Origin of the sequence: Peribacillus sp. NPDC094092, assembly GCF_050279365.1 — a bacterium.
Lineage (GTDB): Bacteria > Bacillota > Bacilli > Bacillales > DSM-1321 > Peribacillus.
This window is the reverse complement of the sequence record NZ_JBNNUC010000001.1, coordinates 269,981-285,968: the sequence shown is the minus strand read 5'-3', so window position 1 is coordinate 285,968 and position 15,988 is coordinate 269,981. Positions and strand designations below refer to the sequence as shown.

Here is a 15,988-nt window from a genome sequence, read left to right as displayed (position 1 = left end):
TGTAAATGGACTTTCGCTTAGATGAAGACATCTTGCTATTAAAAGAAAATATACGCCAGTTTATCGAAGAGCAAATCGATCCATTTTCCATGCAGATAGAGGATGAAGATCATATCCCGGAATCCATAATAAATTTATCGAAGGAAATGGGGCTATTCGGACTTAGTATCCCGGAAAGGTATGGCGGACTTGGAATCGGGATGGTGGGAAAATGTGCTTTATATGAGGAAATCGGCAAAACCCATAATGGATATACCACTCTGATAGGGGCCCACACCGGTATAGGGACGGTGGGGATAGTTGAAATGGGCAATGAAAGGCAAAAGGAAAAGTATCTACCAGATATGGCAAGCGGTAATAGAATTGGCGCTTTTGCTTTAACTGAGCCTGCAGCGGGATCCCATGCAACGAATCTCAAAATGACGGCTGTCAAAAATGGCGATAAATATATTCTAAATGGGACCAAGCATTATATAACGAATGCAGATGTAGCGGATATTTTTACAGTCATGGCCGTAACGGAAAAAGATAAAGGGGCGAAAGGAATCACCTCATTCATAGTAGAAAAGGATTTTCCGGGTTTTAGAGTTGGTAGCCTGGAAAGGAAGATGGGTCTTCGAGGTTCACATTCTGCCGAATTGGTTTTTGAAGATTGCGAGGTTCCTGCCGAAAACGTACTGGGGGACGTTGGCCAAGGGTATGTAAATGCATTGAAAATCCTTGCAAATGGCCGTGCAGGCCTTGCTGCCCGTAATTTGGGGTCCTGTCAATACTTGCTCGACCTATCTACCAAATATGCCACAGAACGTGAACAATTCAATGTCCCGATCATTGATCATCAGGCCGTATCCCATATGATTGCCGAGATGGCAATGGAAATAGAAGCACTGCGATCATTCACCTACCGGGTAGCATGGATGGTCGATCAGAAAGAAAAAATCATTAAAGAAGCGGCAATGCTTAAGTTGTATGGTTCGGAAGTATATAATCGTGTCGCTGATAAGGCCGTTCAGATTCATGGCGGGATGGGATACATGAAGGATTATCCGGTTGAACGTTTCTATAGGGATGCCCGAATCACTAGAATATATGAAGGCACGTCCGAAATCCAAAAAAATATCATTACAGGACAATTGAAGAGAAAATATCAAAACTAGTCTTATTGGAAAGAGGAGGGGTAAATATGGATTTACGACTATCGGATGAACAAAAAATGGTACAAAAAACAATACGCAAGTTCGTGGAAAATGAATTGATTCCCTTGGAAAATGAAGTGCTTCGCAATGAAATGGCTGGCAAACCTAGTTTACCAGAGGGGACATTGAAAGAATTACAGGAAAAAGCAAAAAAAGCTGGGTTTTGGGGAATCAATACCCCGGAGGAATATGGCGGGGCAGACCTGGGGCAGCTTATGATGGCAATTGTCTTGATGGAAGTATCAAAAACGTTTGTACCTTTCAGCTTTGGAGGTTCGGCTGATAACATACTTTATTATGCAAATGAAGAACAGAAACAGAAATATCTGATCCCTACGATTAACGGTGAGAAAAAGTCCTGTTTTGCCATGACGGAGCCGGGGGCTGGGTCCGATACGCGAAATATTAAAATGACGGCAGTAAAAGAAGGGAACGAATGGGTGCTTAACGGTGAAAAAACTTTCATTACCGGAGGAAATGATGCCGATTTCGTCATGGTCATTGCTGTAACCGACAAAGAACGTCATCAGGCAACCGGAACGGAAGGGGTAACCTGTTTCATTGTAGACCGTGATATGGGCTGGAGATCAGAGTATATCAATACGATGGGAGAATGGGGGCCGGCCGGTTTAGTTTTTGATAATGTCAGGGTACCCGAAGAAAACATCTTAGGGGAAGTGCATGGCGGTTATCAACTAGGCTTGGAATGGATTGGGTTTGCAAGGTGGATCGTGGGCGCACGCGCTGTCGGTTCTGCAGAAAGATTGCTGCAAATGGCTATAGAATATGCAAAAGAACGAGTCACCTTCGGTAAACCGATCGCAGAGCGCCAGGCCATTCAATGGCAGATAGCTGATTCGGCCGTAGAGATCGAAGCTGCAAGATGGCTTGTATTGAACGCCGCTTTTACACTTGATAATGGGGAAGACAATCGCCATTTAGCTTCAATGGCTAAACTTTATGGAGCCAACATGGGTAATCGGGTCGTTGATCGCGTATTGCAGATACACGGAGGCATGGGCTATACGAAGGAACTTCCCATCGAGCGTTGGTACCGTGAGGCCAGGCTTTGGAGAATTTATGATGGTACGGATGAAATACAGCGTATGATCATTTCCCGCAATTTGATTAAGGGGCATGTTAAATTAGGACAATTCTTATAATAGATTAGGAGGAAACGATCATGACAGGGAGATTTTCAGGGAAAACGGCTTTAGTTACAGGCGGAAGCAGGGGGATTGGCCGGGCGATCGTCGAACTATTTGCCAGTGAAGGCGCAAACGTGGCGATTATCGATATCAATGAAGAGGTTTTGACATCAACAGGAAATGAATTAAGGGATAAGGGTCATACCATTTTTACCAAAGTGGCCAATGTGGTCAATTCCGATGAGGTGGAAGCATCCATAAAAGAAATAGCCGACACATTCGGATCGCTTGATATTCTCGTGAATAATGCCGGGGTCATCCGTGATAATCTACTTTTCAAAATGACCGATTCAGATTGGCAGACGGTAATGGATGTGCATTTAAAAGGTACCTTCAATGCAGTGCGTGCCGCTCAGAAGCATATGGTTGCAAATAAATACGGAAGAATTATCAATATATCATCCACCTCGGCCCTAGGGAACCGCGGTCAGGCTAATTATTCAGCTGCTAAAGCCGGGCTTCAGGGGTTAACGAAAACACTGGCGATTGAACTTGGTAAATACGGGATAACGGCTAATTCGGTCGCACCAGGATTTATCGAAACCGAGATGACGAAAGAAACAGCTAGGCGGGTGGGAGTGAGTTTTGAGCAATTCATCCAGGATAGGGCAAACAGTATTCCGGTTGCAAGAAGCGGTTTGCCAAGTGATATTGCCCATGCTGTTGCATTCTTTGCCGATGAAGCTTCCTCATTCATTAGTGGGCAGGTTTTATATGTTGCAGGCGGTCCGAAAAATTAAGGGAAAAGGCGGGATGTTATGTTCAACGAAAGCATTGGAAAACGATCCACCCCCGTTAAAAATATAGTTGAACGGGGAGCCGTTAAAAAATTCGCATTATCAATTGGTGATCCCCACCCGATTTTCATTGATGAAGAAATAGGCAGGCAATCACGATACGGAACGAATATAGCTCCACCAACTTTCCCAAGGGTCTTTGATTTCGGGACGATTGAAGGTTTAAATCTCCCGAGTAAAGGATTGATACATGGTGAGCAGATATATCGCTATAACAGGCCGCTGAAGGTGGGGGAAGAAATCACCTGTTATACGGAAGTGAAAGACTACTATGAGAAAAAGGGGAAACAAGGGGAAATGGGATTTCTAGCCTTTAAAAATTATGGGGCGGATGCAAATGGGGAAATAGTCTTCATTGCTGAACAGCTTGTCATTTTAAATGAAACAATCAGAAGGATGGTGATGAGTAGGTGACGACATTAACCGAACTTCATATTGGTGACTCGTTACTTTCAATCGAGCTTCCGCCTGTAACGCGATTGGACCTCATTAAATATGCCGGCGCATCAGGTGATTTCAATCCCATTCATACGATTGATGAAGAAGCAAAAAATGCTGGTCTTCCCGGTATCATCGCACATGGAATGTGGACAATGGGAAACCTTGCAAAGCTTTTCAGTAATCTTTATGAAACTGGGTTTATCGAAGAATACAAGATTCGCTTCAAAGGAATGGTATTTTTGAATGATGTCATAACTCTTCATGCGGATTTGAAAGAAAAAAATGGTGATAGATATTTTTTCAATGTGGCGGCCACTAACCAGTCAGGTAAGGAAGCAATCAGTGGAGAGGTTATTTTTAAGATTTACTGAGGGGAAGTAGTGATGAAAATTATTTCATCACTACTTTTTTTAGGAGCGAAATTCGACAATTTTAAAGGAGTTTCGAAATTTATCCAGAATTGTACTTAAAAAGAATTCTTTTTGCGGCGGTGAATAGTAATGAATCAAGTGAAACAGGATTCTCAGATTAATTTGCTCAAAGAGTGGACCTTTCCTGCACTAGTCGTGGATTCTGCAAATCGGATAAAGGATTGCGGCACCTATTTTAATCACTTGTTAAGACATAACGGTAATACTACACTAACCGAACAATTCGATGAGTGGCAATTTCTCGATAATAAAAGGCTTGCAGCTGCAAGGCTGCATGATAAACGGTATTTATTTTTATTAATGAAACAAATGGATACTGATAATATTCTATATATAGGCAGTGAAACAGAATTTTTGGACGATTTATTGATTGATGCTCATAAAACGGATAAATTGAATCGCGCACTGGATGCCATTATCGAAAATTCCTATGATGGGATTTACATCACCGATCAAGATGGAGTCACGCTTTATACCAATTCGGCAATTGAACGGATCACTGGCATACCAAAAGAGTATTATATCGGCAAATCGGTGGACCAATTGATTAAACGCGGCATCTTGAATGCTTCGGTGACGCATAAGGTAGTGAAGCTGAGACGAACGGTATCGGTCGTACAGGATAATTTTGCTGGAAAGGAAACATTGATTACAGGAAGTCCCGTTTTTAATGCCGAAGGGGAAATAGAGCAAGTCGTCACGAATATAAGGGATTTATCTGATTTAAATGAACTGATGCATGAATTGACGAAAGTTAATGAGCTGAATAATCAATATAAGCAGGAAATTGAGAAACTGCGGAAGATAACAAGCAAGGATGGAGTCGTATTTGTCAGTGATAAAATGAAAATGATCTATGAGATTGCTGAAAGAATATCGGATATCGATGCGACCGTACTCATTCTGGGGGAAACGGGTGTTGGAAAAGATGTTCTTGCCCGTAATATTTATAATCGGAGCATCCGATCTAAAAAAGGGGATTTCATTAAAATAAATTGTGGGGCAATTCCCGCTGATTTATTGGAATCCGAGCTCTTTGGGTATGAAGGAGGGGCATTTACCGGAGCCAATCAAAAAGGCAAACCAGGAATGTTTGAACTGGCAGAGAGTGGGATCTTATTCTTGGATGAAGTCGGTGAGCTTCCCTTGCAACTTCAAGTGAAGCTGCTTAGGGCCCTTCAGGAAAGGGAAATTCAAAGAATTGGAGGTACAAAGCCAAAGAAAATCGATGTTCGGATAATAGCGGCCACGAACCGAAATTTATCGGAGATGGTCAAATCGGGTGATTTTCGTGAAGATCTCTTTTACAGGCTGAATGTCATTCCGATTACGATTCCTCCTCTAAGGGAAAGAAGAGAGGATATCTTGGCATTGACTGACTTATTTTTAACAAAGGCAAACGAACAATATAAATTCTCAAAAGAAATAGATTCTCGGTTGAAGGAATATTTTTATCAACATGATTGGCCAGGAAATGTCCGTGAATTGATTAATATAGTGGAAAGGCTCGTCGTGCTGACGGATAATCAAATATTATCGATTAACGACCTTCCGGAAGAATACCAGCCGGAAAATCGGAATCATCCGAACCTCAATGCTACCCTAACTTTAAAAGAAGCGGTGGAAAGGGCCGAAAAGGAAATTTTGACGAAAGCGGCTCAAACCTACCAAACTACATATGAAATCGCGGAAGCCCTAGATTCCAGTCAGGCAACAATTGTGAGAAAACTTAAAAAATATCGATTAAAGGTCAGTGGAAAAGAATAGGTAAGTATAAACAGCACCTGCATTGTTGGACATTATTCGACAATGCAGGTGCTGTTTTTTGGACTGAAACTCCAAACTATATTTACGTTATTTTGGAGGAAACGGTTTTATTGCCTAAGAAATTTATTGGTTTTAAAGTTGTTTTTTTGTGCAATATTACCTGATGGTACATGAAATGATTGTAGTCATAAAGGGGGTTTCTTGAATCCTTTTCATTTGATGTTTTCAATTAATTCTTTTTATTGATTCAGAAATGATTTTTTCAGTCAATAGTGAATGACGGACATCCTATAAGGTATCGATACTTTTGATTTTTTACAATTCAATAATGAATTCACTGACTGGTAAATAGACTTATTGACGTGATTTAATGTTTGGCACGGCACTTGCATTTATTAACAGGAAATTACTCTACGGAATGATCCTCCTATTGAAGGTTCGAGGTGAAAGGGGTGAACGAACCAGGGATTGCGATGGCTAAGCCTTTATTCAAGAAAAGATGGAATCATTGGCTAACCCCAAAACGGCATATGCCTTCAGCATACCACTTAATACTTAAATAGAGTCAATGTTACTGATTTCTGATGTTATCCAATTGAATTAAGTGGTCAAAAGAAATGAAAGCGCTAACAAGCGGTGGAGGGGCTTTTTCCGCTACGACCCAAGCTATATCTGTTGGTGGTGAATATAGGGAAATAAAACCTACTGTTCCTTCGAAGAGGTTGAGCCTGTGGGGAAATAAGTGAAAGTGTTCTTCGTCGCAGATGAGCGCGTACAGGATTGTGGGCAAGGGTATGAACAGCAAAGTGAAATTCAATAATTTTCAAGGAGGAAGTAAATGGAAATTTTGACCCAGCAGCTTTTTAATGGTTTGACGATTGGCAGCGTATATAGTCTTGTTGCCCTGGGATTGACGCTAGTATATGGAATTTTGCATATCCCGAACTTTGCCCACGGTGCCCTATATATGTTGGGTGGATATATCACATTGTCAATGATGACATTATATGGGGTGAATTACTGGATTGCCATGTTCGTATCCATTATCGTTGTTGGTTTGTTGGGAGTCCTTTTGGAACGTTTTGTATTCCGCCTGTTAAGGGAGGCGCCTCCATTGCACGATAAGATTGCAGCAATCGGAATTCTCCTTTTTCTTGAAGCTTTTGCCCAATTTGTCTGGGGTGCCGACTTCCATACAATGACATCCCCATACGGCCAAGTGGTCAATATCATGGGCCTGACATTCACACTTCAGCGATTATTGATCATCGTGTCAGCGATCGCAGTGATGGTTTTACTTTACCTTTTCCTAAAGAAAACTTATGCAGGTTCAACGATAATAGCGATGTCCCAAAGCCGTGAAGGGGCTTCATTAGTGGGAATCAACATTAATAAAGTTGCAATGCTTACCTTCATGATATCGGGTGGATTGGCAGCGATCGCTTCATCCCTTGCATCACCGATTAACCTTGTTTTTCCGGGAATGGGGCATTTAGTCATCCTAAAAGCATTCGTCATTATCATCTTGGGTGGGATGGGGAGCATCCCGGGGGCGATCGTAGGCGGATATATACTAGGGTTCAGTGAGAGCTTGGGCGCAACTTATATCTCAAATGATTATAAAGACATCATTGCCTTCATTCTTTTAGTCGTAATATTAACCGTGAAACCAACAGGACTTTTTGCCAAGGGGGAGAGGTAGCGTGAAGATATTGACGAAAAGAAATGGGATTATCGCACTTATCATCTTTGCTTTTTCATTCCCCTTTATCGCGCAAAACGACTATTATCTCCATATGCTGACACTTTCGTTCATCTGGGCGATAGCTGTTTATGGAATCAATTTATTATCAGGCTATACCGGATATCTCTCGCTTGCACATGCTGGTTTTTTTGCGATTGGAGCATATTCACTTGGCCTTCTTACGGTAAAAGCGGGAATGAATTTTTGGCTGGCACTTCTAGCGGCATGTTTGATCACATGTGCCATTGGTTTTTTGATTGGTTTGATTGCGCTGAGGACAAAGGAACACTTTTTCGCGATTTATACTCTTTGTGTGGGTTACATCATCTATCTGGTCATCGATAAATGGGAGGGACTTACAGAGGGGGTTAGGGGATTGATAGGTATCCCTGCTCCTGGGAACATAGGGCCAATCACATTCGATACTGCAGCATCCCAATATTATCTAGTACTCATTTTCCTGCTTGCAGTGATTTTAATCGTGTATCGAATTATACGCTCGTTGACCGGCAGGACGTATATGGCCATCAGGAACAGCGAGGATCTTGCACAAACGATTGGTATATCCACAATGAAGAATAAGTTAACCGCATTTGTCCTATCCGCATTTTTTGCAGGATTGGCAGGCGCCTTGTATGCTTCATTCATCCGTTTCATTGGACCTGATATCGGGTCAACTGCCATAATGTTCGATCTATTGATGTATTTATTGGTTGGTGGAATCGGGACACTTTCAGGTCCGTTGGTAGGAACATTATTGTTAGTCATCCTTTCGCAGAATTTGCAATTCCTTCAAGAATATCGAATGTTGATATTCGGGCCATTGCTTACAGTGATCATTATCTTTTATCCGCGCGGAATCGCAGGGGCCTTCTTTGATTGGCGAAGAAAGCGAAAAGATAATGAGCTGTCCGGGGTGAGGGGCGAAATGCACATAAAAGCTGAGGAGGGATGAATTTGCTAATCGAAACGAAGAATTTAACAAAGCGGTTTGGAGGATTGGCGGCCGTCAATAATGTTGATTTTACGATTGAAAAAGGTAGAATCAATGCAATAATCGGACCAAATGGTGCAGGGAAATCAACTTTTTTTAACTTGATCAGCGGCTTTCATCGACCAACTTCTGGGACGGTCCTTTTTAAAGGGATTGATATCACCAAACTTCCTGCCAATGAAATAGCGGGACATGGAATTTCAAGAACCTTTCAAACGACAAGCCTTTTTGATCAATCGACCGTATTGGATAATGTCATTGTCGGTCATAGACTGCGAACTAAATCCAATCTGGTGGATGCCATTCTGAGAACAAAACGATTAAAACGGGAGGAAGCGGCATGCAGGGATAAGGCAATGGAGGTACTTGATATTGTTGGATTGACGAAATCGGCTGACAGAATGGTCTCCAGCATCTCGCAGGAGGAAAAGAAACGGACAGCCATTGCCCTTGCCCTTGCAACGGAACCGGAAATTATCTTTCTTGATGAACCTGCTGCAGGAATCAACCCGGATGAAACGGAAGGACTGACAGAACTGATTAAAAAATTGAATCGATCTGGACTTACCGTTTGTTTAATCGAGCACAAAATGCATATGATCATGAACTTGGCAGATCACATCATGGTCCTTAATTACGGAGAAAAAATCGCCGAGGGCACACCCAAGGAAATCCGCGGAAACGAAGCGGTGATTAAAGCCTATTTGGGAGGTAGTGCCAGTGCTTAAGTTAACCGATGTCGCCGTGAATTATGGAAGTTTTACTGCGATAAAACATGTGAATATCGAAGTTGCCAAGGGAGAAATCGTAGTTTTATTAGGAGCGAATGGGGCAGGGAAAAGTACGACTTTTCGTTCCATAAGCGGAATCAGTAAGCTGTCCAAGGGGGAAATTCATTTTCTGGGCATGCCGATAGGGGGCCGTGCCCCGGATAAGAATGTTCGGGAGGGAATCGTCCAGTGTGCCGAAGGACGAAAACTGTTTCCCCAGATGACCGTCCAGGAAAATCTGAGGATGGGTGCTTATGTACATCGAAAGAAGAAATCGGAGATCAAGGATTCCCTAGAATACGTCTATCACTTATTCCCGATTTTAAAAGAAAAACATCATGATGAAGCGGGAAGCTTGAGCGGAGGCCAACAGCAAATGCTCGCAATTGGAAGAGCTTTGATGTCAAAACCGAAATTGTTGATGCTTGATGAACCTTCGGTGGGACTCGCTCCACTTATTGTCGAACAAATGTTTCAAGTCATTGAAGAAATAAACCGCGAGGGAATCACGGTCCTGCTTGCTGAACAAAACGCGAATGCCGCTCTCGGCATTGCAGATAAAGGATATGTTTTCGAAAATGGTGAAATTGTCGTTAAAGGGACAGCAAGTGAGTTATTAGCCAACGATGAAGTAAGGAAAGCGTATATTGGGGCCTGAAAAAATTGAATGGGGGATTTTTATGAAGAAACTGAAAGTATTATTTGTCTTTCTCCTGCTAATCATCACTGTTTTGACCGGCTGCAATAAAGGGGATAGTTCAGTGTCAAGCAGTGGCAGTAAAGGAAAAAGTGGAAATGTCGTTAACATCGGTTTTAGCGGTCCTTTAAGCGGGGCAGCAGCCTTATATGGAAAACGGACATTGAACGGTGTCGAAATGGCCGTCAATGAAATTAACGATGCTGGCGGATTTGAAGTAGATGGTAAGAAATACACGCTGAATTTAGTATCGTTGGATGATAAATACTTACCTAATGAAACAGGCTCGAATGCTAAACGATTAATTCAGGAATATGATACGCCGATTATTTTCACACCTCATAGCGGAGGTGTGCTGGCACTTCAGGTTTTTAATGAACAAGAGGAATTCATCATTGGGGCGTATACGAGTGAGCCGGCAGTGACTGAGAGCGGAAATTCATTAACCGTTCGGATTCCACCGAATTACGAGGGGTATATCGAACCTTTTACAACATATGCAATGGAACATTTCGGCAAGAAAATTGCCGCTTTGCCAACCTCTTCGCAATACGGTAAAGACTGGACGGAAGCCGTGCTTCCACATTGGGAAAAGAAAGGCGGAAAAGTCGTTTATAATTCCTCGATTGATTTCGCCAAAGAAACCGATTTCTTCACGATTGTCACCAATGCCTTGAAAAAAGATCCTGATGTGCTATTTATCGGTGGTGCTTCGGAACCTACGGCAAAAGTGGCGAAGCAAGCTCGGGAGCTAGGATTTAAAGGCGGTTTCATCATCATGGATCAAGCAAAGCTGGATCAAATGAAGCCGATAGCGGGGTCATATGAAACATTGGAAGGCTCGATTGGCGTTCTGCCACTGATGGACTCAGATGAAGAAGCAGTGCCTGCATTCGTCGAGAAATATCAAAAGAAGTATAAGGAAGATCCAAGCTCCGAAGTGGGATTGAACTATATCGCCATGTATGCGTTTGTGGAAGCGATGAAATCCGCAGGCAGCGTTGATGATGCGAAGACCATCCGTAAACATATGCAAGATGGACTTTCAAATATAGGGCCAGATCAAAAAATATACGATATTCCCACAATTGATGAAAATGGAGGTTTTGCATCAACTATTGTCGTAGGTGCAGTAGAAAACGGGAAAGTAGTCCCTGTCCGTTAACTGGGTAATGGATGCAGGTGTTCCGGATCCTGTGTAGTATAATTCGAGATTAGCATTTTATTAAATTACTTGTTCGTGTATCGTTCCTGATTAGAGGGACGGTACACGTTTTTTTATTGTTGAGAAAATCCACACCCAAAAATAGTAGGCTTCTATGGGTAAATTACGGCATTCAGAAAGCGGCCATACATAGATGCATACTTTATTATTAAGGAGTTCGCCGGCAGTGAGGTTTTGAGGAAAGAATATGCTAATTAACAAATTTTACAAAAATGACTTGTATCCGAGTAATGAAAACGCTATCATTGAATATAATATGAAATATAATTTCATTATTTTCTACTAAAAAATGAAATTATATTTAAGTAATTGTTGATAGGGGGATCTAATTGTCTATGGAGGAACATTTGCGTTCATTAACGACTGAATTACGGAATGAAAAGACGATGAATATCGATAGTGTAAATACGATGGAAGTCATTTCTGCAATCAATAAGGAAGATTTTAAAGTGGCAGCATCGGTTAAGGAGGTATTGCCAGAGATTGAAACGGTAGTTGATTGGGCTTGTGAATCATTAAAAAACGGAGGGAGACTCATATACATCGGAGCAGGAACGAGCGGAAGGCTCGGTGTTCTGGATGCCGTGGAATGTCCCCCGACTTTCAGCACACCACCTGACAGGGTGCTGGGAATAATCGCAGGAGGGGAAAAGGCGTTTGTTCGGGCTGTTGAAGGAGCAGAGGATAAAGAAGAGTTCGGGGAATGTGACCTGATTGACGTGGAACTTACAGCAAATGATACGGTTATTGGCATCGCGGCAAGCGGCCGTACCCCATATGTGAGGGGCGCTTTACGTTATGCCAGAAAAGTTGGGGCTAAAGCGGTGGCATTATCATGCAATAAAAACGCGAGCATCACGGAAGCGGCTGATATTGGGATCGAAGTGGTGGTCGGACCGGAAGTGTTAACAGGATCCACGAGAATGAAAGCGGCAACCGCACATAAAATGGTACTCAATATGATCTCAACTGCAACCATGATCCGGTTGGGAAAAGTCTATGAAAATCTGATGATTGATGTTAATGTCAGTAATCAAAAACTGAAGGACCGTGCAATAAGCATCATAGAATCAGTTACGGATGCTGACTATGATCAAGCTTTGAATACGCTTGAAAAGGCAAATAATCAAGTTAAACCAGCGATTGTCATGATAAAAACGGCAACAGATTATGAAAAAGCAATGGAGTTACTGGAGAATGCGGATGGGGATGTCAGAAAAGCCATCTCGATCTATGAAGGGTAAGGAGGGAAGCAATGGCTACGGGAGGATTATCCATCATACAGACGATGTTGAGCAAGCTGCCGCAATCAGAACAAAAACTAGCGGAATATATTCTACAGAATCCTCATGAAGTTGTGAACAGCACTGTACAGGAATTAAGTACGTCTGCCCAAACTAGCGGGGCCGCAGTTATTAGGTTGTGTAAATCGCTTGGAATAAAAGGGTTTCAAGATTTGAAAATAAGGATTGCGGGAGATTTGATGAAGACCGCTGAACAGGGGTATCGGGATATCGAGCCTTCCGAATCACTGTATCGGATCGTGGAGAAAACAACGAGTAATTCGATTCAGACGATTAGGGACACATCTGAAATAATCGATCACGATAATCTCAAACATGCGATAAAGCTGATGCTGAATGCTAAAACCGTCCACTTTTGCGGAGTGGGTGCTTCGAATATAGTTGCAGCTGACGCTCAGCAAAAATTACTTCGCGTCAATAAAGGGGCAACCGCTTTTACAGATATGCATTTAGTTGCAACCTTGATTGCAAATGCTGATGAAAATGACATCGTTTTTGCCATTTCATTCTCAGGGGAAACACCTGAAGTTATCAATATATTGAAGCTGGCAAAAGAACGTGGGGTCAAGACAATCGGGCTGACTCATTATGGCCAAACAACGGTATCTTCTTTGTGCGACGCCACACTGTATACATCCTATTCGAATGAAGCACCATTTCGAAGTGCAGCAACTTCCTCACGATTGGCGCAATTATATATGATTGACATTTTGTTTTTGGGGATGGCTTCAGAACAATATGAAGAGACTGTCAAATATATCGATAATACCAGGTCTGCCATTAAATCGATGACAGATCGATATAAATGATTCATACGAGATTTGACAAAGGGGGCTTTTGAATGGGTAAGGGGGATAAGTACGCCAGTTTAGCAGAAGCGTTATTGGGGAAATTAGGTGGGGCATCTAATGTTGCCGATGTTGCACATTGTATGACCAGACTCAGGGTACTGCCTATCGATCGTTCGAAAGTAAATATGGATGATATAAAAAATATGGAAGGCGTCTTCGGCGTCATTGAAGAGGAAACGATACAAATCGTCCTCGGTCCCGGCGTGGTGAACAAGGTTCATACAGAATTTCAAAAGCTTCTGGAGGAATCTACTGGCGACTTGAACTTAAAAGAAGTAGCATCGAAGAATAAATCAGAGATTGATAGGAAAAACGCAAAACCGTTTAAACTATTTTTACGCAGGATTGCAAGCATTTTCATCCCTTTAATTCCCGCCTTAGTGGCATCAGGTTTGATTACCGGTATTACAAAAGCAATCGTTCAAGCGGGCTGGCTTGCAGCAGAATCGCAATTAGCCATCATATTAACCGTTATCGGATCGGGGCTGTTTGCCTACTTGGGGATTCTGGTCGGGACCAATGCAGCAAAAGAATACGGTGGATCACCTGCACTTGGTGCACTTGCAGGTATCTTGGTCATAAACCCGGCCGTCGGCGACATTTCATTGTTCGGTGAAAATTTGCTCCCTGGCCGCGGTGGGTTGATAGGAGTCCTCTTTGCAGCTATTTTCATAGCCTTGGTGGAAAAACAGGTCAGGAAATTCATTCCACAATCATTGGATATCATTTTGACTCCAACCATCGCTTTACTCCTTACAGGGATTGTCACTTACATTGTATTTATGCCGGTAGGAGGGTTTTTATCGGATGCCATTACAACTGGGTTATTGAATGTTTTGGATTTCGGTGGTGTCGTAGCTGGATTCGTGCTTGGTGCGGCCTTCCTCCCTCTCGTCATTACTGGTTTGCATCAAGGTTTAACGCCCGTCCATCTAGAATTGATCAATTCAATTGGTGATGATCCACTGCTCCCCATTTTGGCGATGGGTGGTGCGGGCCAAGTTGGAGCGGCATTTGCCATCTATATGAAAACGAAGAAAGCAAGTTTGAAGCGAGCTATCGGAGGGGGCCTTCCTTCCGGGATGCTAGGTATCGGTGAACCCCTTATATTTGGAGTGACCCTGCCATTGGGCAGGCCTTTCTTAACTGCATGTTTAGGTGCAGGAGTTGGTGGAGCCTTCCAAGCTCAATTCGGAATCGCAACGTCATCCATCGGTGTGTCCGGACTGCCGCTTACCTTTTTAGTTCATCCAAACCAAATCGGACTGTTCCTCGCTGGGTTGTTCATTTCCTATATAGCAGGATTTATTTTTACGTATTTGTTTGGATTCAAAGATGAAATGGCAGTTGAATTCAAGTGATCGGAATCTCTTTTTATCTCCAAGACCCGCTTGCAGAAACACGAATCATCCATGCTGCTAGCCTGGGAGTGAAAAAAGCATTCACTTCACTTCATATTCCTGAAGAAAAGGGTGATCTCGTGAAAAGGATGATCAAGCTTTTCAAGCTTTCAGATGCCTATGGAATGGAAATCCATGCAGATGTCTCATTAAACACGCTTGATCATTTGGGGATTAGCGAATTTACGGATTTAAGGTCATTAGGCATTAAAGGGATTCGCCTTGATGATGGGTTTGATAAAGAAATGGTCATATCTTTATCTAAGGTGTTTTCGCTCTCACTAAATGCAAGTACATTGAATGAAGAAGACCTTTTATCCGTGCTTCGGGACGGTGTGGGAACGGAAAGTCTGATAGCTTGGCACAACTTTTATCCGAGGCCTGAAACGGGCCTTGAGGAAGAGTTCTTTCATGAACAAAATCGAATGTTCAAGAAATACGGCATACCGATCTTTGCTTTCATCCCGGGTGCAGGAAGTAAACGCGGTCCCCTTCATGAGGGCCTTCCAACACTTGAAAAACACAGGTTGATGAATCCTTACGCTGCCGGTATTGAGATGGTTCAGCATGTGGAAGGAGTTTACGTTGGAGATCAAGGAACGGAGAATAATCTGCTTGAGAATCTAATCGCTTATAAAAATCTAAATATTCTAACTGTTAGAATGGAATCCCGGATCTTACAAAGTGGTCAGTATAAATTGAGGCCAGATGTTTCTCAAGATGTTTTTCGGCTCCAGAATACCCGGGTCACAGCAAATGTTGAGCCGAATAATACAGTTGCTCGCAGCCCTGGGTCCATAACGATGGACAATGATGCATACGGAAGATATCGGGGAGAGGTCCAAATTTGCAAGAGAGAACTAGGGGAAAATCATCGAGTTAATGTGATAGGTCAAGTTATAGAAGAAGATATTCCCTTGCTGTCCCTTCTAAGGCCTGGTCAAACGATAAACCTTATAATTGAGTGACCAATTGAATCAAATTATACAAGGGGTAAATGGGTATATTTCATGAAGGCTTGTAAAATGAGGCGGCTGCTGGGTTTCCAATGCTGCCTTGATTTCTTTATAGGATCTATATCGTTCATTTCCAGTCATTTTACCCCTTCATGAAAGTGGATATGGAGTGGTTTCTAACGGAACTAAAAAGTATACAAAGGAGAG

Annotated in this window: 15 protein-coding genes; all 15 read left to right on the top strand. The window is 42.5% G+C overall.

What is annotated here, in order from left to right; genetic code table 11:
- Positions 1 to 5 precede the first annotated feature (5 nt).
- The 15 genes from ACQKNS_RS01305 to ACQKNS_RS01235 all read left to right on the top strand — a co-directional run bounded on the left by ACQKNS_RS01305 (position 6) and on the right by ACQKNS_RS01235 (position 15,793).
- Complete coding sequence (locus tag ACQKNS_RS01305; RefSeq protein WP_427640824.1) at positions 6 to 1,157, top strand: acyl-CoA dehydrogenase family protein; 1,152 nt, start codon at positions 6 to 8, stop codon at positions 1,155 to 1,157.
- A gap of 26 nt (positions 1,158 to 1,183) precedes the next feature.
- Positions 1,184 to 2,359 carry an acyl-CoA dehydrogenase family protein gene (locus ACQKNS_RS01300; RefSeq protein WP_427640823.1) on the top strand — a complete coding sequence of 392 codons (1,176 nt, stop codon included), beginning with the start codon at positions 1,184 to 1,186 and terminating at the stop codon, positions 2,357 to 2,359.
- Positions 2,360 to 2,379: 20 nt separating this feature from the next.
- Positions 2,380 to 3,144, top strand: a complete 765-nt coding sequence (locus tag ACQKNS_RS01295; protein WP_427640822.1) for an SDR family oxidoreductase — start codon at positions 2,380 to 2,382, stop codon at positions 3,142 to 3,144.
- A gap of 18 nt (positions 3,145 to 3,162) precedes the next feature.
- Positions 3,163 to 3,615, top strand: a complete 453-nt coding sequence (locus tag ACQKNS_RS01290) for a MaoC family dehydratase N-terminal domain-containing protein (RefSeq protein WP_427640821.1) — start codon at positions 3,163 to 3,165, stop codon at positions 3,613 to 3,615.
- The gene (locus ACQKNS_RS01285; RefSeq protein ID WP_427640820.1) at positions 3,612 to 4,013 is read left to right on the top strand and encodes a MaoC/PaaZ C-terminal domain-containing protein; all 402 of its coding nucleotides are present in this window, start codon (positions 3,612 to 3,614) and stop codon (positions 4,011 to 4,013) included. Before ACQKNS_RS01290 ends, ACQKNS_RS01285 begins: the two co-directional genes overlap by 4 nt.
- Before the next feature lie 129 nt (positions 4,014 to 4,142).
- Positions 4,143 to 5,840, top strand: coding sequence for a sigma-54 interaction domain-containing protein (locus ACQKNS_RS01280; RefSeq protein WP_427640819.1), 1,698 nt, complete (start codon positions 4,143 to 4,145; stop codon positions 5,838 to 5,840).
- Positions 5,841 to 6,678: 838 nt separating this feature from the next.
- On the top strand, positions 6,679 to 7,542 hold the full coding sequence (locus tag ACQKNS_RS01275) for a branched-chain amino acid ABC transporter permease (RefSeq protein ID WP_427640818.1): 864 nt from the start codon (positions 6,679 to 6,681) through the stop codon (positions 7,540 to 7,542).
- A gap of 1 nt (position 7,543) precedes the next feature.
- Positions 7,544 to 8,539 (top strand): branched-chain amino acid ABC transporter permease, encoded by a 996-nt coding sequence (locus ACQKNS_RS01270; protein ID WP_427640817.1) that lies wholly within the window; start codon positions 7,544 to 7,546, stop codon positions 8,537 to 8,539.
- 2 nt (positions 8,540 to 8,541) lie between these two features.
- Positions 8,542 to 9,306, top strand: a complete 765-nt coding sequence (locus ACQKNS_RS01265) for an ABC transporter ATP-binding protein (protein ID WP_427640816.1) — start codon at positions 8,542 to 8,544, stop codon at positions 9,304 to 9,306.
- Positions 9,299 to 10,006 carry an ABC transporter ATP-binding protein gene (locus tag ACQKNS_RS01260; RefSeq protein ID WP_427640815.1) on the top strand — a complete coding sequence of 236 codons (708 nt, stop codon included), beginning with the start codon at positions 9,299 to 9,301 and terminating at the stop codon, positions 10,004 to 10,006. Before ACQKNS_RS01265 ends, ACQKNS_RS01260 begins: the two co-directional genes overlap by 8 nt.
- A 22-nt stretch (positions 10,007 to 10,028) precedes the next feature.
- The gene (locus tag ACQKNS_RS01255) at positions 10,029 to 11,210 is read left to right on the top strand and encodes an ABC transporter substrate-binding protein (protein ID WP_427640814.1); all 1,182 of its coding nucleotides are present in this window, start codon (positions 10,029 to 10,031) and stop codon (positions 11,208 to 11,210) included.
- A gap of 395 nt (positions 11,211 to 11,605) precedes the next feature.
- Positions 11,606 to 12,514, top strand: a complete 909-nt coding sequence (gene murQ, locus ACQKNS_RS01250; protein WP_427642100.1) for an N-acetylmuramic acid 6-phosphate etherase — start codon at positions 11,606 to 11,608, stop codon at positions 12,512 to 12,514.
- Between the two features lie 11 nt (positions 12,515 to 12,525).
- Positions 12,526 to 13,383: a MurR/RpiR family transcriptional regulator gene (locus tag ACQKNS_RS01245; RefSeq protein ID WP_427640813.1), complete on the top strand. Its 858-nt coding sequence runs from the start codon at positions 12,526 to 12,528 to the stop codon at positions 13,381 to 13,383.
- Between the two features lie 32 nt (positions 13,384 to 13,415).
- Positions 13,416 to 14,786 (top strand): PTS transporter subunit EIIC, encoded by a 1,371-nt coding sequence (locus ACQKNS_RS01240; protein ID WP_427640812.1) that lies wholly within the window; start codon positions 13,416 to 13,418, stop codon positions 14,784 to 14,786.
- Positions 14,783 to 15,793, top strand: a complete 1,011-nt coding sequence (locus ACQKNS_RS01235) for a MupG family TIM beta-alpha barrel fold protein (RefSeq protein ID WP_427640811.1) — start codon at positions 14,783 to 14,785, stop codon at positions 15,791 to 15,793. Before ACQKNS_RS01240 ends, ACQKNS_RS01235 begins: the two co-directional genes overlap by 4 nt.
- Positions 15,794 to 15,988: the final 195 nt, after the last annotated feature.